Here is a 22,473-nt window from a genome sequence, read left to right on the forward strand (position 1 = left end):
AGCGTGATGGAGGAATCACCCAAAGTGAGCATTCTTGCCACGGTTCACCACCACCGCGAGCTCCCCGACACCCCCTACAACCTCTGGATGCGGGACGAGCTCGCCGACGTACTGGATCTCCCCCACGACGGCACCCGTGTCGAGATCATCGGTGGGGAGATCATCGTGTCGCCAGGGCCCGATATGGCTCACAACTTCATCGTCCAGGACGTGGCGGACGCTTTCGCCGCCGCCCGCGCAGCTGACGCGTCCTACCCGTGGCGTTGCGTCGCCACACAAGACCTGAACCTCAGCGAGGTGCACGACGGGTACATCCCCGACCTGTGCGTCCTTGACAGGACGACCGCAGCGGCAGGACGGCGCGCGCAGCTGCGCAAGGCCCTCCCGGAGCACCTGGAGCTCGCACTGGAGGTCACGTCGCCCAGCACGGTCGCGGAAGATCGACTCCCCGGCAAGAAGCGGGTCGGGCCGACCAAGTGGAACGGGTACGCGCGGGTCGGGATCCCGTTCTACCTGCTGGTCGACCGCGACCCTGGGGAAGCGCGGACGACGCTCTTCAGCTCGCCCGACACCGCGTCCGGCGACTACAGGGAGGCGGTGAGCTGGGAGTTCGGCGAGGCGATCAAACTGCCGGAGCCGTTCGGCCTGGAGATCACCACCGACGAGTGGGAGCCCTGGCAGCGCGGGCAGGGCTGAGAACGGTCCGCCCGCCTCAGGCGGGCCGTCGCCCTTGTCGGCCGTTACGCGCTCTTGAGCGAAGTACGTCATCACCCCGCATGTGCCGCGCGACTGTCGCGTCCACCTGCCGAACGCCGGCCCCCCGGCCCCGCACTTCCGTCACATCTGGGTCGTGCTGTTCGTCAGTGTGGTGACCTAGTGGCACAGAGGGGGACGTGATGGACGAGCGCGAGTTCCTGGCCGAGCGGTTCGAGGGGCACCGCACGCGCCTGAAGGCGGTCGCCTACCGGATGCTGGGCTCGCTCGCGGAGGCCGACGACGCCGTCCAGGAGGCGTGGCTCAAGCTCAGCCGCTCCAACGCGGGCGACATCGACAACCTCGGCGGCTGGCTGACGACCGTCGTGGGACGGGTGTGCCTGGACATGCTGCGCTCGCGCACGTCCCGCCGCGAGGACCCGCTGGAGGAGCGGCTGCCCGACCCGGTCGTCAGCGCGGCCGCCGGGCCCGACCCCGAGTACGAGGCGCTGGTGGCCGACTCGGTCGGGCTCGCGCTCCTGGTGGTCCTGCAGTCCCTCACCCCGGCCGAGCGGCTGGCGTTCGTCCTGCACGACACGTTCGGGGTGCCGTTCGAGGACATCGCGCCCATCGTGGGACGGTCCCCGGCCGCCGCCCGCCAGCTGGCCAGCCGCGCCCGGCGGCGGGTGCGCGGCACGTCCCCGGACCCCGAGCGCGACCCGGCCCGCCAGCGCGCGGTCGTCGACGCCTTCAACGCGGCGGCCAACGGCGGCGACTTCGAGGCGCTCGTCGCCGTCCTCGACCCGGACGTGGTGCTGCGCGCCGACGTCGGGGCGATCCCCGGCGGCTGGACGCAGGTGGTCGGCGCCGAGAACGTCGCGGGGCAGGCCATCAGGTTCCGCAGGACGACCCCGGGCCAGATCATGCACGCCCTCGTGAACGGGACCGCCGGGATCGTCTGGTTCGAGGACGGGCGCCCGCAGTCCGTCCTGGCCTTCACGGTCGCGGGCGGCAGGGTCACCGCGATCGACATCCTCGCCGACCCCGACCGCCTCGCCGCACTCGACCTGGTCTACTCCGGCTGACCCAGCGTGGCGGGGAGGGCCGAAGCGGTGAGGGCCGTCATGCCCTTCAGAGCGTCGAGGACCGCGGGGTGCGGGGCCGCGTGCACGGTCGGGAGGACCGGGTCGTCCGGGTAGGCGAGGGCGTCCGCGGACGCCGAGAAGCTCACGCCCGGGTCGCGGGGGTCGAGGCGGACCCACCGGTCGTCGACGAGAGCGGCCGCCAGGCCGTGGACGAAGCCCGGGCGCTGCTGGTAGCACAGTCCCGCCTGGACGCCGCCCGCCCGCAGGAGGGCGACGTAGGCGTGGGACTGGGCGAAGCACAGGCCGGTGCGCTGTCCGAGGACGTCGGAGGCCCGCCACGGGACGCGGGTGTCGCCGGTGTCCATGGAGTGCGGGATCCGGTCGCGGACGTAGTCGAACGCCGCCCCGGCGTAGGCGATGTCGTCGCCGGTGCGCAGCTCCGAGGCGATCGACTGGACGAGCGGGTGCTCGATGTCGATCGCCTCGGACGCGGCGAGGTAGTCCCAGGGCTCGGCGTCGAAGTCCATCACAGGCCGAGCAGCGCCTCGATGCCGACCGTGAGGCGGTCGAGTTCGGGGACCCTTCGGACGGCCAGCAGGACCCCGGGCATGAACGACTCGCGGTTCATCGAGTCGTGCCGGATCGTGAACAGCTCGCCGTGGCCGCCGAGGACCACCTCCTGGTGGGCGACGGCGCCGGACATGCGGACGGCGTGCACGCGGACGCCGTCCACGTCGGCGCCGCGGGCGCCCTCGACCCCGGAGGTGGTGGCGTCCGGGGACGGGGCGACGCCCGCCTCGGCGCGGGCGGCGGCGACCAGCTCGGCGGTGCGGTAGGCGGTGCCGGACGGGGCGTCCGCCTTGTTCGGGTGGTGCGTCTCGACGATCTCGACGGACTCGAAGAACGGGGCCGCCTTCTGCGCGAAGTGCATCATCAGCACCGCGCCGATCCCGAAGTTCGGGGCGATGACCACGTTCCCGGACGGCGCGTCGGTCAGCCAGGAGCGCACCGTGTCGAGCCGGGACGGGTCGAAGCCGGTGGTGCCGACGACGGCGTGCAGGCCGCGCTCGACGCACCACCGGAGGTTGTCCATGACGACGCCGGGGTGGGTGAAGTCGACGACGACCTCGGCGGCGGTCAGCGCGTCGAGCGCGTCGCCCTGGTCGACGGCGGCGACGAGCTCCATGTCGTCGGCTCCCTCGACCGCACGGCACACCTCGGCGCCCATCCGGCCCTGCGCGCCCAGCACCCCGACCTTTGTCACGTGTTCCTCCTGGTTGGCGTCGGCCCGAGCCTATCGTCAGAAGCGCTTGCCCAGCTCGCGCGCCTCGGCGTGCGCGGAGCGGCGCCCGGTCTCGGCGTCGGCGGTGGCGAGGTTCGGGCGGAACCCGGCGGTGCCGATGTCGGTGATCCCCGTCCACCGCAGCCAGCCCTCGAGGAACGGGGCCTGGTGGTCGCGGCCGAACGCCGGCGGGCGGCCCTCACCGTAGACGGCGCTGGTGTAGACGACGGCCGCCTTCTTGCCCTCCAGCAGACCGCGGTAGCCCTTCTCGGGGTCGAACCGGAACACCCAGCCGGGCTGCGAGACGACGTCGATGAACTGCTTGAGGATGTAGGGAACGCTGGAGTTCCACATCGGGACGCTGAACAGGTAGCGGTCGTAGGAGTCGTAGCGCTCGAAGACCTCCCGGGCGGCCCGCCAGGCGGCGGCCTCCTCGCCGGAAGGATCGTTCCCCGCGAGCACGGTCATCTTGGCGCCCGCCCCGGCGGGGCCGAAGGCGGGAAGGCCGGCCTCCCACAGGTCGAGGTGGTCGACGGTGTCGCCGCGGGCCTCGCGGTAGGCGTCCAGGAACGCTTCGGCCATCGCCAGCGACTCGGACGCGGCGCCTCGGGGGGACGCGGAGATGTGCAGCAGACGGGACATGACGGTCCTCCCACATGAAAATACGGACCAGGGACCGCTTACTCCTCCGGAGATTAGCGGACCCTGGTCCGTTTAACAAGTCAGCGTGTCGTCAGGCGCCGAACTCCCTGTCCCCCACCGGGCCGATGACCGTGAGGGCCTGCGGACCCGCCAGCACGTCGCGGGCGATGGCGCGGACGTCGTCGGGCGTGACGGCCTCGATGCGCGCCAGGACCTCGTCCACGGGCAGCAGGGACTCGTAGACCAGCTCGCTCTTGCCGATGCGGCTCATCCGGGAGCCGGTGTCCTCCAGGCCGAGGACCATGGCGCCGCGCAGCTGGCCCTTGCCGCGTTCCAGTTCCTCGTCGTCGAGGCCGTCGACCGCCTTGGCCAGCTCGTCCCGGCAGATCGACAGGACCTCCTCGGCCTTGGCGGGCTGGCAGCCCGCGTAGACGCCGAAGATGCCGGAGTCGGCGTACTGGGCCGTGTAGCTGTAGACGGAGTAGGCCAGGCCGCGCTTCTCGCGGATCTCCTGGAAGAGGCGGGACGACATGCCGCCGCCGAGCGCGGCGTTCAGCACGCCGAGCGCGAACCGGCGCTCGTCGGTGCGGGACGTGCCGGCGCCGCCGAGGATGATGTGCGCCTGCTCGGTGTCCTTGTCGATCACCACGCTGCGCGGGTCCAGCGGAACGGGCGCGCCGTCCAGCCGGGGCGCGGCGGGCGCGGCGTCGCCGTGCAGGTGCTCGGCGAACGCCTCCGACACCAGCCGGACCACGGCGTCGTGGTCGATGTTGCCCGCCACCGACACCACCAGGTTGGACGGGACGTAGTGCTGCCGGTAGTAGCCGTGGATCCGGTCCCGCGCCAGCGCGTTGATCGAGTCCTCGGTGCCGAGGATCGGACGCCCGAGCGGGGTGTCGCCGTACAGCGCCGTGGAGAACTCGTCGTGGATCAGGTCGCCCGGGTCGTCGTCGCGCATGTGGATCTCTTCGAGGATCACGCCGCGCTCGGCCTCGACGTCCTCGGGCCGGTTCACCGACGCCGCCACCATGTCGGAGACCACGTCCACCGCGAGCGGCAGGTCGGAGTCCAGGACCCGCGCGTAGTAGCAGGTGTACTCCTTGGCGGTGAACGCGTTGAGGTCGCCGCCGACCGCGTCGACCGCCGCGGAGATCTCCAGCGCCGACCGCCGCCGGGTGCCCTTGAACAGCACGTGCTCCAGGTAATGGCTGGCACCGGCGTCGGCGGGGGCCTCGTCGCGGGAGCCGATCGCCGCCCAGATGCCGAACGCCGCGGAGCGCACGGTCGGCATCGTCTCGGTGATGACCCGCAGCCCGCCGGGCAGGACGGTGCGGCGGACCGCGCCGGCGCCGTCGGCGTGGATCGTGGTGGTGGTGCCGGGCTCCTGCGCCCGCGCCGGCAGGGTCACGTGTCGCTCACATTCCGTCGGGGGAAAGCGACCGGCCGGCCGTTCCGCAGCCTCATCGCGCTGCGGACCCGGCCGGCCGGTCATGGCCTTGATCAGGAGTTGCGCTGGCCGGCGTCGTCGTCCGACCCGCGGCGGGTGCGGCGGCGCCGCGGACCGCGGCGGTCGCCGGAGTCGCCCTCGCCCTCGCCGTCGCCGGACGCGGAGGCGGGCTCGTCGCCGCCGTTCCCCTCCGCCTTCGCGGCGGACTCGCGCTCGACCACCTCGACCGGCACCAGCGACAGCTTGCCGCGCTGGTCGATCTCGGTGACCTCGACCTGGATCTTCTCGCCGACGCCCATCACGTCCTCGACGTTCTCGATCCGGGCGCCGCCGTGCAGCTTGCGGATCTGCGAGACGTGCAGCAGGCCGTCCTTGCCGGGCAGCAGCGACACGAACGCGCCGAACGTGGTGGTCTTGACGACGGTGCCGAGGAACCGCTCGCCGACCTCCGGCATGTGCGGGTTGGCGATCGAGTTGATCGCCTGCCGCGCGGCCTCGGCGGACGGCCCGTCGGTGGCGCCGACGTAGATGGTGCCGTCGTCCTCGATCGTGATGTCGGCGCCGGTGTCGTCCTGGATCGAGTTGATCATCTTGCCCTTGGGGCCGATGACCTCGCCGATCTTGTCGACCGGGACCTTGATCGTGATGATCCGCGGCGCGTTCGGGCTCATCTCGGCGGGCGCCTCGATGGCCTCCTGCATGACGTCCAGGATCGCCAGGCGGGCGCCCTTGGCCTGCTTCAGCGCGGCGGCCAGCACCGAGGCGGGAATGCCGTCGAGCTTGGTGTCCAGCTGCAGCGCCGTGATCAGGTCACGGGTGCCGGCGACCTTGAAGTCCATGTCGCCGAAGGCGTCCTCGGCGCCGAGGATGTCGGTCAGCGTGACGTACTCGTCGCCCTCGTTGATCAGGCCCATCGCGATGCCCGCCACCATCTGCCGGAGCGGGACGCCCGCGTCCAGCAGCGACATGGTGGACGCGCACACCGAGCCCATCGAGGTGGAGCCGTTGGAGCCGAGCGCCTCCGACACCTGCCGGATCGCGTACGGGAACTCCTCGCGCGAGGGCAGGACCGGGATCAGGGCGCGCTCGGCGAGGGCGCCGTGGCCGATCTCGCGGCGCTTCGGGGAGCCGACCCGGCCGGTCTCGCCGGTGGAGTACGGCGGGAAGTTGTAGTTGTGCATGTAGCGCTTGGTGCGCTCGGGGTTCAGCGTGTCGATCGTCTGCTCCATGCGGAGCATGTTCAGCGTCGTCACGCCGAGGATCTGCGTCTCGCCGCGCTCGAACAGCGCCGAGCCGTGCACCCGCGGGACGACGTGCGCCTCGGCGGTCAGCTGGCGGATGTCCTTCAGGCCGCGGCCGTCCATGCGCAGCCCGTCGCGGATGACCCGCTCGCGGACCAGCTTCTTGGTGACGGCGCGGTAGGCGGCGGAGATCTCCTTCTCGCGCCCCTCGAACTGGTCGGCGAGCTTCTCGGCGACGGCCGCCTTGATCTCGTCGAGCCGGGACTCGCGCTCCTGCTTGCCGGCGATGGTCAGCGCCTGCGCCAGGTCCTGGCCGGCGGCGTCGGTGACGGCGGCGAGCACGTCGTCCTGGTAGTCCAGGAAGACCGGGTACTCGGCGGTCTCCTTCGCGGCGACGGCCGCGAGGTCGCTCTGCGCCTTGCACAGCACCTTGATGAAAGGCTTGGCGGCGTCGAGGCCCTCGGCGACGGTCTCCTCGGTCGGAGCGGTCGCGCCCTCGCCGACGAGCTTGATGGTGTCGCGGGTGGACTCCGCCTCCACCATCATGATCGCGACATCGCCGTCGGCCAGCACGCGGCCGGCCACGACCATGTCGAAGGTCGCGCGCTCCAGCTCGGGGTGCGTCGGGAAGCCGACCCACTGGCCGTCGATCAGCGCGACGCGGACGCCGCCGATCGGGCCGGAGAACGGCAGCCCCGCCAGCTGCGTCGACATCGAGGCGGCGTTGATCGCCACGACGTCGTACAGGTGGTCGGGGTGCAGCGCCATGATCGTCTCGACGATCTGGATCTCGTTGCGCAGGCCCTTGGTGAACGACGGGCGCAGCGGCCGGTCGATCAGCCGGCAGGTCAGGATCGCGTCCTCGGACGGGCGGCCCTCGCGGCGGAAGAACGAGCCGGGGATGCGCCCGGCGGCGTACATCCGCTCCTCGACGTCCACGGTCAGCGGGAAGAAGTCCAGGTTGTCCTTGGGCTTCTTGGACGCGGTGGTCGCCGACAGCACCATCGTCTCGTCGTCGAGGTAGGCGACGGCGGAGCCGGCCGCCTGCCGGGCGACCCGGCCGGTCTCGAAGCGGATGGTGCGGGTGCCGAACGTGCCATTGTCGATCACGGCTTCGGTGGTCTGCGCACCGTCGATGCGCACGGCTTCTGTCACGGGAAACCTCCTCATGGGTTCCATGTCGGTCCTCGCGGCCGTTTCCCGTTGGCTGTCACGCTGCCGGTCTTCGATCGAAGCACCCGGATCGAGAGCGCCGCCGATGCGGCGGAACGGATCCGGAAGCCACTACCGAGGACCGGCCCGCACCAGCGGTGTCCGCGAGGCTTGTCTGAAGTTGGGGCCGGGGCCGGGCAGGCCCGCCGGCCATAAAAGGAAGGGAGTGGCCCGGAGGACCACTCCCTCACCCTGCTAGCGCCGCAGCCCGAGTCGCTCGATCAGCTGCCGGTAGCGGTTGATGTCCTTGTTCGCGAGGTACTTCAGGAGCCGGCGACGACGGCCGACCAGCAGCAGCAGACCGCGGCGGCTGTGGTGGTCGTGCTTGTGCTCCTTCAGGTGCTCGGTCAGATCGTTGATGCGGCGCGTCAGCAGCGCGACCTGGACCTCCGGGGATCCGGTGTCACCCTCAGTGGTCGCGTACTCGGCGATGATCTGGTTCTTCGTGGCGGTGTCGAGCGACACGTGGCTCCTTCGATGGATTCGTCACCCGCAGATCCCAGGCCCGGTGGGCGCGACGGGTCCGCATGGTGCGTGTTCAGAGGGTGGCCGCATGAGGGTGCAGCCAGCCGCGCCGGGGCCCTTCCCGGCGACTATTCACCGTACCATGCTGTGTTTACTGCAAGCCCGGCCCAAGATGCTCGCCTGGCGGCTCGCACCTTGACCGTTCTTGGGCGAGCGCGACCTCGCTTCGCGAGCTTCCCGGTGGGGCTCGCCTTCGGCCTTGCCCCACCGGTCAGGTCGCGCGCTCGCGTGACGGTTCAGGTTTCGTTGCGTCAGCGCGACGGGATCCGGTGCAGGCTCAGGAGGTGATCTCGCGGGCGCGGGCCACGTCGCGGTGCATTTCCTCGATCAGCGCTTCGATGGAGTCGAACTTCAGCGTGTCGCGGATGCGGGCGGCGAAGTCGACGGCCATGTGCTCGCCGTAGAGGTCGAGGTCGTCGCGGTCCAGGGCGTAGGCCTCGACGGTCCGCTCCCCCGCTCCCTCGAAGGTCGGGTTCGTCCCGATGGAGATCGCCGCCGGCCAGCGGAACGCGGGGTAGCGGTCGGAGTCGCAGGCCAGCCAGCCGCCGTAGACGCCGTCCGCCGGGATCGCGGTGTGCGGCAGCGTCTCCAGGTTGGCGGTGGGGAACCCGAGCGCGCGGCCCCGCTGGTGGCCGCGCACGACGACGCCCTCGACGCGGTGCGGGCGGCCGAGCGCGTGCGCGGCGGCCTCGACGTCGCCCGCGTCGAGCCGCCCCCTGATGTAGGTGGAGGAGATCGTGTCGCCGTCGGCCACCAGCGGCATGCCCTCGGCCGTGAAGTCGTACTTCTCGCCGAGCTCCCGCAGCAGCGCGACGTCCCCCTTGGCCCGGTGCCCGAACCGGAAGTCCTCGCCGACGATCACGTGGGCGGCGTGCAGCCGGTCGACCAGCACCGACTGGACGAACTCGTCCGGCGGCACCTTCGACAGCTCCAGCGTGAAGGGCACGACCACGACCGCGTCGGTGCCGAGGCCCTCCAGCAGCTCGACGCGGCGCCTGGTCGTGGCGAGCAGCGGCGGGTGCGTGCCGGGGCGGACGACCTCGTCCGGATGCGGGTCGAACGTGATGACCACCGAGCGCAGCCCGCGGCGGCGCGCCTCCTCGGCGGCGGCCCCCACGATCCTCTGGTGGCCGCGGTGCACGCCGTCGAACACCCCGATGGTGATCACCGAACGGCCCCAGTCTGCGGGAACCTCGTCGAGGCCATTCCAGCGCCGCACCATGCTCTCCCTGCGTAGGACGTTCCTGTCAGGTACTTCTTGCCGTCCTCAAGAGTGCCATGCGGGGGCGGGGTTGGTCGCATCCAGGGGGCGTGGTGTGCGGCACCCGCCCCCCGGCGCGTCCGGCGGAGGCCCTCAGCCGGACTGGTAGACGACCAGGGACACCGCGATGTACTGCAGCACGTAGGCCGCCAGCGTGCAGGCGTGGAACACCTCGTGGAACCCGAACCAGCTCGGGGACGGGTTGGGGCGGCGCAGCCCGTACACCACTCCCCCGATGCTGTAGCAGATCCCGCCGCCCGCGACCAGGAGGCAGGCGACGAGGCCCGCCCCGGACAGGAACTGCGGCAGGAACAGCACCGCCACCCAGCCCAGCACGATGTAGAGGGTGACGTAGAGGAAGCGGGGAGCGCCGATCCAGGTCGTCCGGAAGACGACCCCGGCGACGGCCCCGGTCCACACGATGGCGAGGACGGCCACGCGCACGCCGCCGTCCAGCGCCAGCACCGCGAAGGGCGTGTACGTCCCCGCGATGATCAGATAGATGTTGGCGTGGTCGAAGCGGCGCAGCACCTCGATCAGCCGGTGCGACTGCTGCCGGTGGTACGTCCCCGAGATCCCGAACAGCATCCCCGACGTCGCCACGTACAGCGCCGACGCCAGCCGCGCCTCGATGCTCGGGCCGAACGCCACCAGCACGAGCCCCGCGACGAGCACCGCGGGGAACGCGCCCAGGTGCAGCCAGCCGCGCAGTCGCGGCCGGGTCGGGGACGCCACCGGGGGATCGTCTTTCACCGTGGTCACGGACACCTCCTCACGAACCTACGCTTAAGTAGGTTACGCGACCGTAGGTTGGTGGCGCATCCGTTTCGTCCGGTGATGCTCGCCACGGACCGCACGGCTCGCCCCCGGTCAGGAGACGAACACGGCGAGGGACTTGGCGACCGGGTCCCGCTCCTCGACGAGCGCGAGCAGCGTCCCGTCCGGCCCGAAGACGCCCACCGGGCCCGGCCCGAGGCCGACGGCCGGCAGCCGTCCGCCGTGCGCGACCCTGCGGGCGTCGTCGTCGGACACGTCCCGGCGCGGGAACACCGCCGCGACGGCCTCGGCCATCGGCAGGATCTCCAGCTTCTCGCCGAGCTGGTCGAGGGTGCGCGCCATCGCCAGGTCGTAGGGCCCGACGCGGGTGCGGCGCAGCGCGGTCAGGTGGCCCCCGCAGCCGAGCGAGGCGCCGAGGTCGCGGGCCAGCGCCCGGATGTAGGTCCCCGACGAGCAGGACACCGTGGCGTCGACGTCGATCAGGTCGCCGTGCCGCCGGACGTCCAGGACCGCGAACTCGTCCACGGTCACCGGGCGGGCGGCCAGCTCCACGTCCTCGCCCTTGCGGGCCATCTTGTAGGCCCGCTCGCCGTTCACCTTGATCGCACTGACCTGCGGCGGGACCTGCTGGATCGTCCCGGTCAGCTCCGCGACGCCGGCCCGCAGCGCCTCCTCGGCGACGGCCGCGGCGGACGCGGTCGCGATGGTCTCGCCCTCCGCGTCGTCGGTGTTGGTCGACTCTCCCAGCCGGATCGTGGCGTCGTAGCCCTTGCTGGTCAGCGCCAGGTGCCCGAGCAGCCGGGTGGCCTTGCCGATCCCGAGGACGAGGACGCCCGTCGCCATCGGGTCCAGCGTGCCCGCGTGCCCGACCTTCCGGGTCTTCGCCAGCCGCCGCATCCTCCCCACGACGTCGTGCGACGTCCAGCCGGCGGGCTTGTCCACGATGACGAGTCCCGAATCCATGCTCTTGCTTCACCTCGAAGACGGCGGGCGGACGGAGGACGGCGATTCTAGCCGCCCCGCGGCGGCGCACGGAGCGGCCGGCCGGGTGGCCCGCCGGGAACAGGGGGCTCGACCCGCGACGCCGCCCGCCCGGTCAGCGGCCGGACGGCAGGAGGGCGCGCAGGCGGTCGAGCGCCTCGTCGACCGGCCCTCCCCAGACGAAGCCCGCCATCTCGCGATGGCCGCCGCCGTCGAGCGCGGCGCACACCCTGCTCAGGTCGATGTGGCCCTTGGACCGGGCGGAGAAGTACCAGCGGCCGTCGTCGGTCTCCTTGCACACGACGGCGACCTCCGCCTCGTCGGTCCTGCGCAGCTGGTCGATGATCCCTTCGAGCTGCTCGTACGGCAGGCCGCGCCGGTCCTCCCGGGCGATCGCCGTCCAGACCAGGCCGCGGCCGCCGGCGGCGTCGCGCTCCAGCCGGGCCCGCGCCAGCGCACCGGCGAGGACCTGCAGATAGTCGAACGGGGCCCGGTCCCACAGCTCCCGGCTGACCGTCTCCGGCCGGACGCCCGCCGTCAGCAGCCGTCCCGCCAGGTCGTGGACCTCGGGCGTGGTCGAGGGGTACTTGAAGGAGCCGGTGTCGCTGGCCAGCCCCGCGTACAGGCCCTGGGCGATGTCGCGGTCGAGCGGCACGCCGAGCCTGCGGACCAGTTCCTCGACCAGGACCGCCGTGGCGGCGGCTTCCGGATCGACCAGCCGCACGCCGCCGAACCCGGTGTTGGACGCGTGGTGGTCGATGACGATCAGGGAGCCGGCCCGGTCGGCGGCGCCGGCGAGCGAGCCGAGCCGCGCCCGGCCCGCCGCGTCCAGCGAGATCATCAGCTCCGGGGCGCGCGGCATCCGGGCCGGTTCGACCAGCAGCTCCTGGCCCGGCAGGAACCGCAGGATCGCCGGGACGCCGAACGGCTCCCCGAACGAGGCGAGGCAGCGCTTGCCGCACGCCCGCAGGGCCTGCGCGAGCGCCAGCATCGAGCCGAGCGCGTCGCCGTCGGGGACCACGTGGCAGGCGAGGCAGATCTCGCCGGCCTCGCGGATCAGCCCGACCGCGCGATCCCAGTCGAGCTCGGGGGCGGCGCCGCCGGGCTCGGGCCGCGCCCCGGGCCGGGACGGCGGACCGAGGCCGGACGGGGCGCCCACCGCGTGCGCAGCGCCGGGCCCGGGCTCGGGCGGGGCGCCGGACGCGGACATCGCGCCGGCCCCGCCGTGCCCGTCGGACCCGGACGGCGTCCCCGACATGCCGAACGCGCCCGGCTCGGGCGGCGCGCCCGGCTGGACGCGATACGCGATCTCGGCCGGGCCGCTCACGATGACGGGCGTCCGGAACGGCCGTCCTCACCGTCCCCCGCGGTGCCGCGCCCGCCGAGACCGGGCGCGTCCTCGTCGAGGTCGTCGTCCTCGTCCTCGCCGGCGTCGTCCTCGCGGTAGGGGTTGGCGTCCCCCGCGGGCGATGCGCCCTGCGCGGCCCGCGCCACCTCGGCGTCCTTGGCGCGGGCCTGGGCCAGCAGGTCGTCGATGTGCGCCGCGTTCTCCATCAGGGAGTCCATCACGAAGGTGATGCTGGGCGTGTGGCGGACGCCCGTCTTCCTGCCCACCTCCGACCGGATGACGCCCTTGGCGCTCTCCAGCGCGGCGGCCGTCTCGGCGCGCTCGCCGTCCGACCCGTACACCGTGTAGTAGACGGTGGCGTCGCGCAGGTCGTTGGTGATGCGGGTGTCCGTCACGGTCACGAAGCCGAGCCGCGGATCCTTGATCCGCCGCTCCAGCATCTCGGCGACGATCTGCTGGATGCGGTCGGCGAGCTTGCGCGCCCGAGCTGCGTCCACCATGATCGCACTCCCTTTCTATGGTCTGAACGGGAAGGTCGGTTCCCGCTCCTTCATTGTGGGGCGGCGCCCGCCCGCGCGCCCGTCAGTCCTCGCTGCTGTACAGGCGCTGCCGGGCGGACAGCAGTTCGATCTCCGGACGTCCCGCGACGAGCCGCTCGCACTGGTCGAGGACCTCGGTGCAGTTGGCCGCCGTGCCCGACACCACCGCCACTCCGATCTCCGCCCTGCGGTGCAGGTCGTTGTCGCCGGTCTCGGCGACGGCCACCGCCGGGAAGTGCTTGTGCACCTCGGCGATCACGGGACGCAGGACGGACCGCTTCTGCTTCAGCGAGCGGACGTCCCCCAGCAGCAGGTCGAGCGTCAACGCACCCACGTACACCTGGTCGATCACCTCGGACTCGTCAGAGATGGAACGACGGAGGTCATCCGCCGTGTTCCCAGCCTTTCCGGCGAACCAGAACAGGCCAGACATGACAGACGCCAGGCTAGAAGATCCGCCTGGCGCTCTGTCACCCGATTTAACGATCACGTCGTCGGCGTGCCCGGACGGGCCGCCGGGCCGGCCGCCCGCGCGGCCCCTCGCGGGGCCGCGCGGACCTGCCGTCCGCCTCAGTCGCGGGGCTTCTCCCGCATCTCGAAGCACTCGATGACGTCACCGAGCTTGATGTCGTTGTAACCGACGCCGATGCCGCACTCGAAGCCCTCGCGGACCTCGGTCGCGTCGTCCTTGAAGCGGCGCAGCGACGACACCGTGAGGTTGTCGGACACCACGACGCCGTCGCGGACGAGGCGGGCCTTGGCGTTGCGCTGGATGATCCCCGAGGTGACCATCGAACCGGCGACGTTGCCGATCCGCGGCACCTTGAAGATCTCGCGGACCTCGGCGGTGCCGAGCTGGGCCTCTTCGAACTCCGGCTTGAGCATGCCCTTGAGGGCCGCCTCGATCTCCTCGATCGCCTGGTAGATGATCGAGTAGTACCGGATGTCGACGCCCTCGCGGTCGGCCAGCTCCTGCGCGTTGCGCTCGGGCCGCACGTTGAAGCCGATGATGACCGCGCCCTCGGACGCCAGCGACAGGTTGACGTCGTCCTGCGTGATCGCGCCGACGCCGCGGCGGATGATCCGCAGGTGGACCTCGTCGCCCACGTCGATCTTGAGGAGGGAGTCCTCCAGCGCCTCGACGGAACCGGACACGTCGCCCTTGAGGATGAGCAGCAGCTCCTGCCGCTCGCCCCGCTCCAGGTCCTTGAACAGCTCTTCCAGCGAGCTGCTCTTGCGGCTCTTGAGCAGTTCGGCGTTGCGCTTGCGCGCGACCCGCTTGTCGGCGATCTGCCGGGCGACCCGGTCGTCCTCGACGACCAGGAAGTTGTCGCCCGCGCCGGGCACGGCCGCGAGACCGAGCACCATCACCGGACGGGACGGGCCCGCCTCCTCGACGCTGTTGCCGTTCTCGTCGAGCATCGCCCGGACTCGGCCGTTGGCCACGCCGCAGACGATCGAGTCGCCGACCCGCAGCGTGCCGCGCTGCACCAGCACGGTCGCCACGGCGCCCCGGCCCTTGTCCAGGTGGGCCTCGATGGCCGAGCCCTGGGCGGGCATGTCGGGGTTGGCCTTCAGGTCGAGCTCGGCGTCGGCGGTCAGGACGATCGCCTCCAGCAGCCCGTCGATGTTGATGCCCTGCTTGGCGGACACATCGATGAACTGCGTGTCGCCGCCGAACTCCTCGGCGACCAGGCCGTACTCGGTGAGCTGCGCCCGGACCCGGTTCGGGTCCGCGCCCTCGACGTCGATCTTGTTGACCGCGACGACGATCGGGACCCCGGCCGCGGTGGCGTGGTCGATCGCCTCGGTGGTCTGCGGCTTGACGCCGTCGTCGGCGGCGACCACCAGCACCACCAGGTCGGTGGTGTCGGCACCGCGGGCACGCATGGCGGTGAACGCCTCGTGACCCGGGGTGTCGATGAAGGTGATCTTGCGCTCCTCGCCGTCGACCTCGGTCTCGACCTGGTAGGCGCCGATGTGCTGGGTGATGCCGCCGGCCTCGCCCGCCTGCACGTTGGCGTGCCGGACGGCGTCCAGCAGCTTGGTCTTACCGTGGTCGACGTGGCCCATGACGGTGACCACCGGCGGACGCGACTGGAGGTTCTCCTCGCCGCCCTCGTCCTCGCCGTACTCGATGTCGAAGGACTCCAGCAGCGCGCGGTCCTCGTCCTCGGGGCTGACGACCTGGACGTCGAAGTCCAGTTCGAGCCCGAGCGACATCAGGTCGTCGGGGTCCACCGACTGGGTCGCGGTGACCATCTTGCCGAGGTGCATCATGATCGCGACGAGCGACGCCGGGTTGGCGCCGATCTTCTCGGCGAAGTCGGTCAGGGTCGCGCCCTGGGCCAGCCGGATGGTCTTGCCGTTGCCGCGCGGAGCCGAGACGCCGCCGGCGGCGGGCGCCTGCATGTTCTCGAACTCTTGACGACGCGCCCGCTTCGACTTGCGTCCGCGCGCCGGGCGTCCGCCGGGACGCCCGAAGGCGCCCTGCGTGCCGCCGCGACCGCGACCGCCGCCACCGGGACGGGGACCGAAGCCGCCGCCGCCACCGGGACGGCCGCCGGCACCCGCGCGGGGGCCGCCGAAGCCGCCGCCGCCACCGGGACGGCCGCCGCCACCGGGACCGCGACCGCCGCCGCCACCGGGACGGCCGCCGCCGCCCGGACCGCGACCGCCGCCGCCACCGCCGGGACCGCCGCGCCCGGGGGCGCCCGCGGGCCGCGAGGACGGCATGTTCATCGGGCTCGGACGCGGGCCGCCCGGCCGGGGCGGCATGCCGCCCGGGTTCGGGCGCGGGCCGCCGGCGCCGGGAGCGCCGCCCGGCCGCGGGCCGGGACGCGGGCCGCCCGCGGGGCCGCCGCCGCCACCCGGGCGGTCACCGCCCGGACGGGGGCCGGGACGCGGCCCCGGCTTGGGCGCCTGGCCCATGCCGGTGTTGGTCGAGCTGAACGGGTTGTTGCCCGGACGCGGTCCGCCGGGACCGCGGCCGCCGCCACCGCCGCCACCCTGGCGCGGAGCGGGACGCGGGCCGGGCTTCGGCGTGCGGGGACCCGGCTTCGGGCCGCCGGGCGCACGGTTGCCGGCACCGGCACCGGCACCGGTGCCGGGAGCGGACGCGGGCGGGGCGCTCGGGCCCTGCGCCGCGGGCGCGCTCACCGGCGTGCTCGGCGCCGGCGGGACGGGCGGGCGCGGCGCCGGCTGCGGGCCGGGCCTGGGCGCGCCGCCCTGGCCGCCCTGGCCTCCCTGGCCGCCGGGACCACCCGGACCGCTGGGAACGGCGGGGCCGCCCTGGCCACCGGAACCGCCGGGAGAGGCGGGAGCCGGCCTGGGCGCCGGGCGCGGGCCCGGACGGGGCCCGGGACGGGCGCCCTGAGAATCGGAACCGCCGCCGGACGGACCCGGACGCGGCGGTGCGGACGGGCGCGGACCCGGCTTCCTGGCCGCGCTCCGTCGGTCCCCCTGCTTGGAGGAGGAAGAAGAATTTGAGAAGGCTTCTGTCAGCCTGCGAACGACCGGCGCCTCAATCGTGGAGGACGCCGACCGTACGAACTCGCCCATTTCCTGGAGCTTGGCCATGACGACCTTGCTCTCTACGCCAAACTCCTTGGCGAGTTCATAAACCCGGACCTTCGCCACTGCACTCCCTACTCGGTCCGGGGGTGCGGCCTCCGGACCGTCGCTAACTTGCCGTACTCATCGCGGCGTGCTCATCGAGCGCTCATAGCAATCTCGACCTGCTTCCGACTAGACGTCGCTTACCATTCGGCCATCCTGCTGCTGCGCGGCGAGGGCCGCAAGTCGCTCCCGCAGCGGACCGGCGTCGAGCGGGCCCGGCAGGCGGAACGCCCGCGGGAACGCCCGACGTCGCTCTGCGAGTGCGAGACACCCCGGATCGGGATGCAGATGCGCACCCCGTCCCGGCAGCCGCCCGCGAGGATCGGGGACGATGACGCCCTCGACCGCTACCAGGCGCAGCAAGTCGGACTTGACCGTGCGAACCCGGCAACCCACGCACGTGCGAACAGCGGCCGCCGGGCCACGTCCCATGAGTCTACCGCGCCGAGGCGTCGGCGGGGCCTGTCGCATGCTCTCCTGACGCAGAAGATCCGGATTCGCCGGGTCCGTCGCTGTTCGGGGGCTTCTGTACCGGCTCGGTGTCGGACCGGATGTCGATCCGCCAGCCGGTGAGCCGGGCGGCGAGCCGGGCGTTCTGCCCTTCCTTGCCGATCGCGAGGGACAGCTGGTAGTCGGGCACCACCACCCGGGCGACCCGGGCGTCGGCGTCGACCACCTCGACACTCGAAACGCGGGCCGGGGACAGGGCATTCCCGACGAACTCCGCGGGGTCCTCCGACCAGTCCACGATGTCGATCTTCTCGCCGTGCAGCTCGCCCATCACGTTGCGGACGCGGCTGCCGAGCGGGCCGATGCAGGCCCCCTTGGCGTTCACACCGGACTTGCGCGAGCGAACCGCGATCTTGGTGCGGTGGCCGGCCTCCCTGGCGATCGCCGCGATCTCCACGGTGCCGTCGGCGATCTCCGGGACCTCCAGCGCGAACAGCTTGCGGACGAGGTTCGGGTGCGTGCGCGACAGCTGCACCGACGGGCCGCGGTGGCCCTTGCGGACCTGCACCACGTAGGCGCGCAGCCGCTCGCCGTGCTCGTAGCGCTCGCCGGGCACCTGCTCCTGCGGCGGCAGGATCGCCTCGATCTTGCCGAGGTCGACCAGCACGCTGCGCGGGTCCTTGCCCTGCTGGATGATGCCGCTGACGATGTCGCCCTCGCGGCCCGCGTACTCGCCGAAGGTCAGCTCGTCCTCGGCGTCGCGCAGGCGCTGGAGGATCACCTGCTTGGCGGTGGTCGCGGCGATGCGGCCGAACCCCGACGGGGTGTCGTCGAACTCGCCGACGGCGTTGCCCTCGTCGTCGGTCTCGGTCGCCCACACGGTCACGTGGCCGCTCTGCCGGTCCAGCTCGACGCGCGCCTTCGTCGCCGCGCCCTCCGTCCGGTGGTAGGCGATCAGCAGGGCGTCTTCGATGGCCTTGACGGCCACGTCGAGCGAGATGTCCTTCTCGCTCTCCAGGCCCCGTAGGGCGGTCATGTCGATGTCCACGAGGTTCCCCCCTCTAGTCCGGCTCCGCCGGAGAACGCGATTCCTCGGCCGGCGGCGGAGGCGCGAACTCCACCTGCACGCGGCCGCGCCCCAGCTCGCCGAGTCCGAACCGGCGCCGCACGGTCTCGGGCGCGGCGGCCTTCCCCTTCGAGGAGGACGGCTTCCCGGACCCCTTGGTGGAGGACCCGGGCCCGGCGGCCTTGCCGCCGCCCGCCCCGGCTCCCTTGCCCCGCCGCTTCTGGACGACGTCGATCTCGACGGCCTCGTCGTCGGCGGCCACGACGCGGCCCTCGATCTGGCCTCCCCCGGTCAGGGGGGCGACGATCATCCGGCCGACGGCGCGGCGCCAGTGCCGCGGCTCGGTGAGGGGGCGGTCGACGCCCGGCGAGGTCACCTCCAGCACGTAGGGCGAGGTCCCCATGACGTCGGACCCGTCGAGCAGCTCGGAGGTCGTCTCGCTCAGCCGGGCGATGTCGTCGAGGCTGATCCCGCCGTCGGCGTCGACGATGACCCGGACGAGCCGCCGGCGACCTGCGGGCCGCACGTCGACCTCCTCCAGGTCGTAACCCGCCTCGGCCACCGCGGGTGCGAGAAGTCTGCTGAGGGCCGCGGCGGCCGCGTCGCGGCTCGGGCGGACGGCGTCGCGCGGCGGGGCCGCCTCCTCCTGCCGGCCGCGCCTCCCTTGAGCGCGGCCGCCACGGGACTCGACGCTCATGGGTCCTCCTCCTGTTGTGCGCGTGCGATCTGTTCGTGCGCCTGCGACAGCGGGGTCGCCGCTCGTCCGCCGACACCTCAAGACTATCGACAGCCGGGGACCGCGGCGGTCTTTACGGCGGCTCTCCGGCGCGGCGGATATGGAATGCTTGAGCTGGCCTGATGGGCGCGTCCGGAGACCGCTGCCGCAACAGGCCGCCGCCACCTCCGCCACCGGGTGAGGAGACTTCCTTTGCCAGAGGCCGCACCACCGCCGGGGCAAGCGATGTCACGCTCGACACAGGCGCTGTCACGCCGCGCGTTGCTGGGCCGTGCCGCGGTACTGGGCGGCGGCGCGGTGCCGGTGCTGCCGTGGATCGCGTCCTGCGCGGCGGAGGCCGCCCCGCGCGAGGACGTGCCGACGCTGGTGGGCGCCATCGCCGCCGAGCAGAACCTGATCGCCGCGTACGAGGCGGCGCGGTCCGCGAACGCCTCGCAGGCCGGGCTTCTGGATCCCGCCCTCGCCCATCACCGGCGGCATCTGGCCGTGCTGAGGAGGCACTACGTCCCCGGCTCGGGGAACCGGGCGGACGAAGGCGGCGCGATCCCCTCGCCCAGCGCGGCGCCGGTCCCCTCCGGGGCGGCGGGCCTGGCGGCCCTGCGCGACATGGAGGACCGCGCGGCGCGGGGGCGCATGGCAGACGCCGCCAAGGCCGGCCCGGCGCTCGCGCAGCTGCTGGCCAGCATCGGCGCCTGCGAGGCCGGCCACGCCATGACCGTCAGGGGCGGGGCGCCGCCCGTCCGGTCGCGGTCGGACGCCGAGGCCGTGCAGGCCGCGCTGGCCGCCGAGCACGCGGCCGTCTACGGGTACGGGGTGCTCGGGGCCCGCCTGCGGGGGACGCTCCACCAGACCGCGAAGGACCTGTGGAACGTCCACCGCGCCCGGCGGGACCAGCTGGTCTCGATCCTGTCGGCCACGCCGGTCGCCGCGGCGTCCGCCTACCGGCTGCCCGTCCGGGTCACCTCCGCCCGCGGCGCCGCGCAGCTCGCGGCGGCCCTGGAGAACGGCCTCGTTCCCGCCTATGTCGCTCTCGCGGGCGTCTCCTCCCCCGACCTGCGCGCCTTCGCCGCCGACAGCGCGCAGCGGGCCTCGGCGTGGGCGGCGCGCTGGGGGTCCAGATCGGGCTCCGCGACGCCGTCGGAGGCGTTCCCCGGGCTGCCGTCCGCGGCGCTGTCCCCCCGCCCCGAACCCGGTGAGTGATCTTCGGCACGACGGGAACGAAGCGTCCGAATAGCGACGTTAGTCCCATTGCGGGATGACTTCGGGGGAGGGAGCCCACGTGACCACGACTCCGCAGCCGGGCAGGACGAGCGCCCTCGACGAACTGCGGGCCGCGTACCACGAGCAGCTGACGCGGCTGGCGGCCGAGCGCGACGCCGCGCGGCGCCAGGCGCGCAGAGCGCAGGCGCAGGCGGACGTGGCGCGGGCCGATCTCGCCAGTCTCAGGAGCCGCGTCGGGGAGCTGCTCAACGCCGCCGCGCGGCACCTTCCGGATCTTCCCGCGGCGGAGGGCCCGGACACGCCGGAGCTCCCCGCCGCCCAGGAAGGGCGGGCCCTGCCCGCCGGCCCGGCGGACCCCGATCCGGAGCCTCCGGCCGAGACGTCCGGCGAGCCCGCGGACCGCGCGGCGCGAGCGGCCTGACCGGGGGAACGGCCCGTCCGAGGGCGACGCGGAGGCCGCCGGGCGCGTCCGTCGCGGCGGTCCCCGCTCCCGGGGTCCAGTAAGGTCCACCAGATGACCGCGTACGGCCTTCTCGTCTCCCCCTCGCACAACCGGGTCTATGCACAGGCCGCCGCCGACCTGGTGAAGGCGGAACTGGCCGTGTTCAGCGAACGGGCCCTCGGCGGACGCGTCCGCGACATCGAGGAGACCGCGATCGGCGGCGTCCCCTACGTGACGTTCTCCGCCGACGCGTTGACGGAGGACGACGTGCGCCTCCTGTCGAACCTGTCGTCGCTCTACGCGCTGTTCCAGATCGAGGGCGAACTGCTCCGGCCCGTCGCGCTCCGGCCCCTGGACCTGTTCGGCAGCGACCTGCTCACCATCCAGAAGTACTCGGGCAAGACGAACGAGTACTTCACCAAGCTGCTGCTGAACGTCACGGCGATGGCGACCGACTCCCCCATGGACCTGATCAACAGGCGTCCCCGCGTCTTCGACCCGATGTGCGGGCGGGGCACGACCCTCAACCAGGCCATGATGTACGGGCTGGACGCCGCCGGGATGGACATCGACGGCAAGGACTTCGACGCCTACGCGGCCTTCGTCAAGACCTGGCTGAAGAACAACCGGGTCAAGCACCAGGCCGAGGTGACCAACGTGCGCCGCGAGAAGGCCGTCCTCGGGCGCCGCCTGCACGTGACGCTCGGCGCGTCCAAGGAGCGCTACAAGAGCGGCGAGACGATGGAGATCACCGTCGTTAACGCCGACTCGCTGGACGCCGGCAGGTTCTTCCGCCCGGCGTCGTTCGACCTGATCGTGACGGACGCCCCCTACGGCGTCCAGCACGGCAGCCGCCCGAAGGGGGCGCAGCCGGGCCGCAAGGGCGGGCCGCGGCTGTCGCGCAGCCCCGTGGAGCTGCTGACGGCCGCCGTCCCGGGGTGGGCGCGGCTGCTGCGTCCGGGCGGCGCCGTCGGGATCTCCTGGAACACCTTCGTCGGCCGCCGCGAGCAGCTCGCCGAGATCCTGGCGTCCAGCGGGCTGGACGTCCAGGACTCGGAGGCCTACGGCGGCTTCCGCCATCGCGTCGACCAGGCCATCTCCCGCGACCTGATCGTGGCCGCGAAGCCCTCAGGCTGAGTGCCACCGCTCCACGTGCGGGAGCAGTTCCCCCAGGTCGTGGATGAGGGCGTCGGGCGGTGTGAGCCCCGGACGGTCGAAGGCGCGGGTGGTCTGGTGCCAGATCTGGACGGCTCGCAGCCCGGCGGCCTTGGCGCCGTGGATGTCGTCGAACGGGCGGTCCCCGACGAAGACGCAGGAGCCGGGGTCGGTGGCGCCGACGGCGTCCATGGCGGCGCGGAACGCCTCGGCGTGCGGCTTCGTCCAGGGGATCTCGCTGGAGTAGACGGCGCCGTCGAGCATGCCGAGGACGTCGTCGCGGTCGAAGACGCGCTCGTGCCACTCGCGGGTCCAGATGGTGTTGGACAGCACGCCGATCTTGATGCCGCGCTCGCGGAGGGCGGTGAACAGGCCGGGGACGGCGGGGTCGGTGTGCGTGTGCGGGGTCCAGGTCTCGAAGTGGGTGTCCAGGAGCGCCTCGCTCGGCTCCACCCCGGCCATCGCGAACGCCTCGGCGAGCGTGGCGCTCCGGTGCTCCTCGGTGCCGCGCCGCCACAGCTCGTCCTCGGCGGCGACGAGGGCGGCGACGGCCTTCTCGACGGCGTCGGGAGGGAGGTGGGCGGCGCAGACGGTGCGCCAGATGTCGGCGAGTTCGAGGTCGTGCCAGGGGGTCAGCGTGCCGCCCCAGTCGAAGATCACAGCTTGTACGCCCATGCCCCGGATCGTAACCATCAAGCGGCGCCGGACGATCACTCTTTTACGCGGTGGTCGTCCGGAGGGCGCGACCGGGA

22 protein-coding genes are annotated in these 22,473 nt (G+C 72.8%); 5 read left to right on the top strand and 17 right to left on the bottom strand.

The genetic code is table 11. From position 1 onward, the window contains the following. Positions 1-24 precede the first annotated feature (24 nt). Together ACQEU6_RS16725 and ACQEU6_RS16730 are read left to right on the top strand one after the other, a co-directional pair. Positions 25-696, top strand: a complete 672-nt coding sequence (locus tag ACQEU6_RS16725; RefSeq protein WP_499332944.1) for a Uma2 family endonuclease — start codon at positions 25-27, stop codon at positions 694-696. Between the two features lie 200 nt (positions 697-896). Further along, positions 897-1,778, top strand: a complete 882-nt coding sequence (locus tag ACQEU6_RS16730) for a sigma-70 family RNA polymerase sigma factor (RefSeq protein WP_499332945.1) — start codon at positions 897-899, stop codon at positions 1,776-1,778. On the opposite strand, the gene ACQEU6_RS16735 is transcribed toward ACQEU6_RS16730, so the two are convergent. The 16 genes from ACQEU6_RS16735 to rimP form a co-directional block, all read right to left on the bottom strand. After that, entirely contained in the window at positions 1,766-2,305 is a 540-nt protein-coding gene (locus ACQEU6_RS16735; protein WP_499340220.1) for a transglutaminase-like domain-containing protein, read from the bottom strand. The genes ACQEU6_RS16730 and ACQEU6_RS16735 overlap by 13 nt on opposite strands. Then, complete coding sequence (gene dapB, locus ACQEU6_RS16740) at positions 2,305-3,042, bottom strand: 4-hydroxy-tetrahydrodipicolinate reductase (RefSeq protein WP_499332947.1); 738 nt, start codon at positions 3,040-3,042, stop codon at positions 2,305-2,307. The genes ACQEU6_RS16735 and dapB overlap by 1 nt, the downstream gene beginning before the upstream one ends. A gap of 36 nt (positions 3,043-3,078) precedes the next feature. Further along, positions 3,079-3,702 carry an FMN-dependent NADH-azoreductase gene (locus tag ACQEU6_RS16745; protein ID WP_499332949.1) on the bottom strand — a complete coding sequence of 208 codons (624 nt, stop codon included), beginning with the start codon at positions 3,700-3,702 and terminating at the stop codon, positions 3,079-3,081. Between the two features lie 91 nt (positions 3,703-3,793). After that, positions 3,794-5,110 carry a M16 family metallopeptidase gene (locus ACQEU6_RS16750; protein ID WP_499332950.1) on the bottom strand — a complete coding sequence of 439 codons (1,317 nt, stop codon included), beginning with the start codon at positions 5,108-5,110 and terminating at the stop codon, positions 3,794-3,796. A 92-nt stretch (positions 5,111-5,202) separates the two neighbouring features. Then, the gene (locus ACQEU6_RS16755; RefSeq protein ID WP_499332952.1) at positions 5,203-7,545 is read right to left on the bottom strand and encodes a polyribonucleotide nucleotidyltransferase; all 2,343 of its coding nucleotides are present in this window, start codon (positions 7,543-7,545) and stop codon (positions 5,203-5,205) included. A gap of 252 nt (positions 7,546-7,797) precedes the next feature. Continuing rightward, positions 7,798-8,067 (bottom strand): 30S ribosomal protein S15, encoded by a 270-nt coding sequence (gene rpsO, locus ACQEU6_RS16760; RefSeq protein ID WP_067792110.1) that lies wholly within the window; start codon positions 8,065-8,067, stop codon positions 7,798-7,800. 337 nt (positions 8,068-8,404) lie between these two features. Continuing rightward, positions 8,405-9,346: a bifunctional riboflavin kinase/FAD synthetase gene (locus ACQEU6_RS16765; RefSeq protein WP_499340222.1), complete on the bottom strand. Its 942-nt coding sequence runs from the start codon at positions 9,344-9,346 to the stop codon at positions 8,405-8,407. 135 nt (positions 9,347-9,481) lie between these two features. Continuing rightward, the gene (gene trhA, locus ACQEU6_RS16770) at positions 9,482-10,150 is read right to left on the bottom strand and encodes a PAQR family membrane homeostasis protein TrhA (RefSeq protein WP_499332955.1); all 669 of its coding nucleotides are present in this window, start codon (positions 10,148-10,150) and stop codon (positions 9,482-9,484) included. Positions 10,151-10,258: 108 nt separating this feature from the next. After that, positions 10,259-11,128, bottom strand: a complete 870-nt coding sequence (truB, locus tag ACQEU6_RS16775) for a tRNA pseudouridine(55) synthase TruB (protein WP_499332958.1) — start codon at positions 11,126-11,128, stop codon at positions 10,259-10,261. A gap of 133 nt (positions 11,129-11,261) precedes the next feature. After that, positions 11,262-12,473: a DHH family phosphoesterase gene (locus ACQEU6_RS16780; RefSeq protein ID WP_499332960.1), complete on the bottom strand. Its 1,212-nt coding sequence runs from the start codon at positions 12,471-12,473 to the stop codon at positions 11,262-11,264. Then, positions 12,470-12,994 carry a 30S ribosome-binding factor RbfA gene (gene rbfA / locus ACQEU6_RS16785; protein WP_499332961.1) on the bottom strand — a complete coding sequence of 175 codons (525 nt, stop codon included), beginning with the start codon at positions 12,992-12,994 and terminating at the stop codon, positions 12,470-12,472. The genes ACQEU6_RS16780 and rbfA overlap by 4 nt, the downstream gene beginning before the upstream one ends. A gap of 82 nt (positions 12,995-13,076) precedes the next feature. Beyond that, positions 13,077-13,385 (bottom strand): DUF503 domain-containing protein, encoded by a 309-nt coding sequence (locus ACQEU6_RS16790; RefSeq protein ID WP_345174204.1) that lies wholly within the window; start codon positions 13,383-13,385, stop codon positions 13,077-13,079. Between the two features lie 218 nt (positions 13,386-13,603). Then, on the bottom strand, positions 13,604-16,672 hold the full coding sequence (gene infB, locus ACQEU6_RS16795; protein ID WP_499332963.1) for a translation initiation factor IF-2: 3,069 nt from the start codon (positions 16,670-16,672) through the stop codon (positions 13,604-13,606). A 108-nt stretch (positions 16,673-16,780) separates the two neighbouring features. Then, on the bottom strand, positions 16,781-17,122 hold the full coding sequence (locus tag ACQEU6_RS16800) for a YlxR family protein (protein WP_499332965.1): 342 nt from the start codon (positions 17,120-17,122) through the stop codon (positions 16,781-16,783). Beyond that, entirely contained in the window at positions 17,088-18,137 is a 1,050-nt protein-coding gene (gene nusA, locus ACQEU6_RS16805; protein WP_499332966.1) for a transcription termination factor NusA, read from the bottom strand. Before nusA ends, ACQEU6_RS16800 begins: the two co-directional genes overlap by 35 nt. Positions 18,138-18,162: 25 nt before the next feature. Beyond that, positions 18,163-18,864 carry a ribosome maturation factor RimP gene (gene rimP, locus ACQEU6_RS16810; protein WP_499332968.1) on the bottom strand — a complete coding sequence of 234 codons (702 nt, stop codon included), beginning with the start codon at positions 18,862-18,864 and terminating at the stop codon, positions 18,163-18,165. A 264-nt stretch (positions 18,865-19,128) separates the two neighbouring features. Here rimP and ACQEU6_RS16815 point away from each other — a divergent pair, with 264 nt between their 5' ends. The 3 genes from ACQEU6_RS16815 to ACQEU6_RS16825 all read left to right on the top strand — a co-directional run bounded on the left by ACQEU6_RS16815 (position 19,129) and on the right by ACQEU6_RS16825 (position 21,703). Further along, the gene (locus ACQEU6_RS16815; RefSeq protein ID WP_499332969.1) at positions 19,129-20,103 is read left to right on the top strand and encodes a DUF4439 domain-containing protein; all 975 of its coding nucleotides are present in this window, start codon (positions 19,129-19,131) and stop codon (positions 20,101-20,103) included. 79 nt (positions 20,104-20,182) lie between these two features. After that, on the top strand, positions 20,183-20,545 hold the full coding sequence (locus tag ACQEU6_RS16820) for a hypothetical protein (RefSeq protein ID WP_499332971.1): 363 nt from the start codon (positions 20,183-20,185) through the stop codon (positions 20,543-20,545). Positions 20,546-20,638: 93 nt separating this feature from the next. Beyond that, a complete protein-coding gene (locus ACQEU6_RS16825; RefSeq protein ID WP_499332973.1) occupies positions 20,639-21,703 on the top strand; it encodes a TRM11 family SAM-dependent methyltransferase in 1,065 nt (354 codons plus the stop codon). Here ACQEU6_RS16825 and ACQEU6_RS16830 read toward each other — a convergent pair. Next, the gene (locus tag ACQEU6_RS16830) at positions 21,695-22,396 is read right to left on the bottom strand and encodes an HAD family hydrolase (RefSeq protein WP_499332975.1); all 702 of its coding nucleotides are present in this window, start codon (positions 22,394-22,396) and stop codon (positions 21,695-21,697) included. The genes ACQEU6_RS16825 and ACQEU6_RS16830 overlap by 9 nt on opposite strands. Positions 22,397-22,473: the final 77 nt, after the last annotated feature.

It is taken from the genome of Spirillospora sp. CA-108201 (assembly GCF_050936235.1).
Classification (GTDB): domain Bacteria; phylum Actinomycetota; class Actinomycetes; order Streptosporangiales; family Streptosporangiaceae; genus Spirillospora.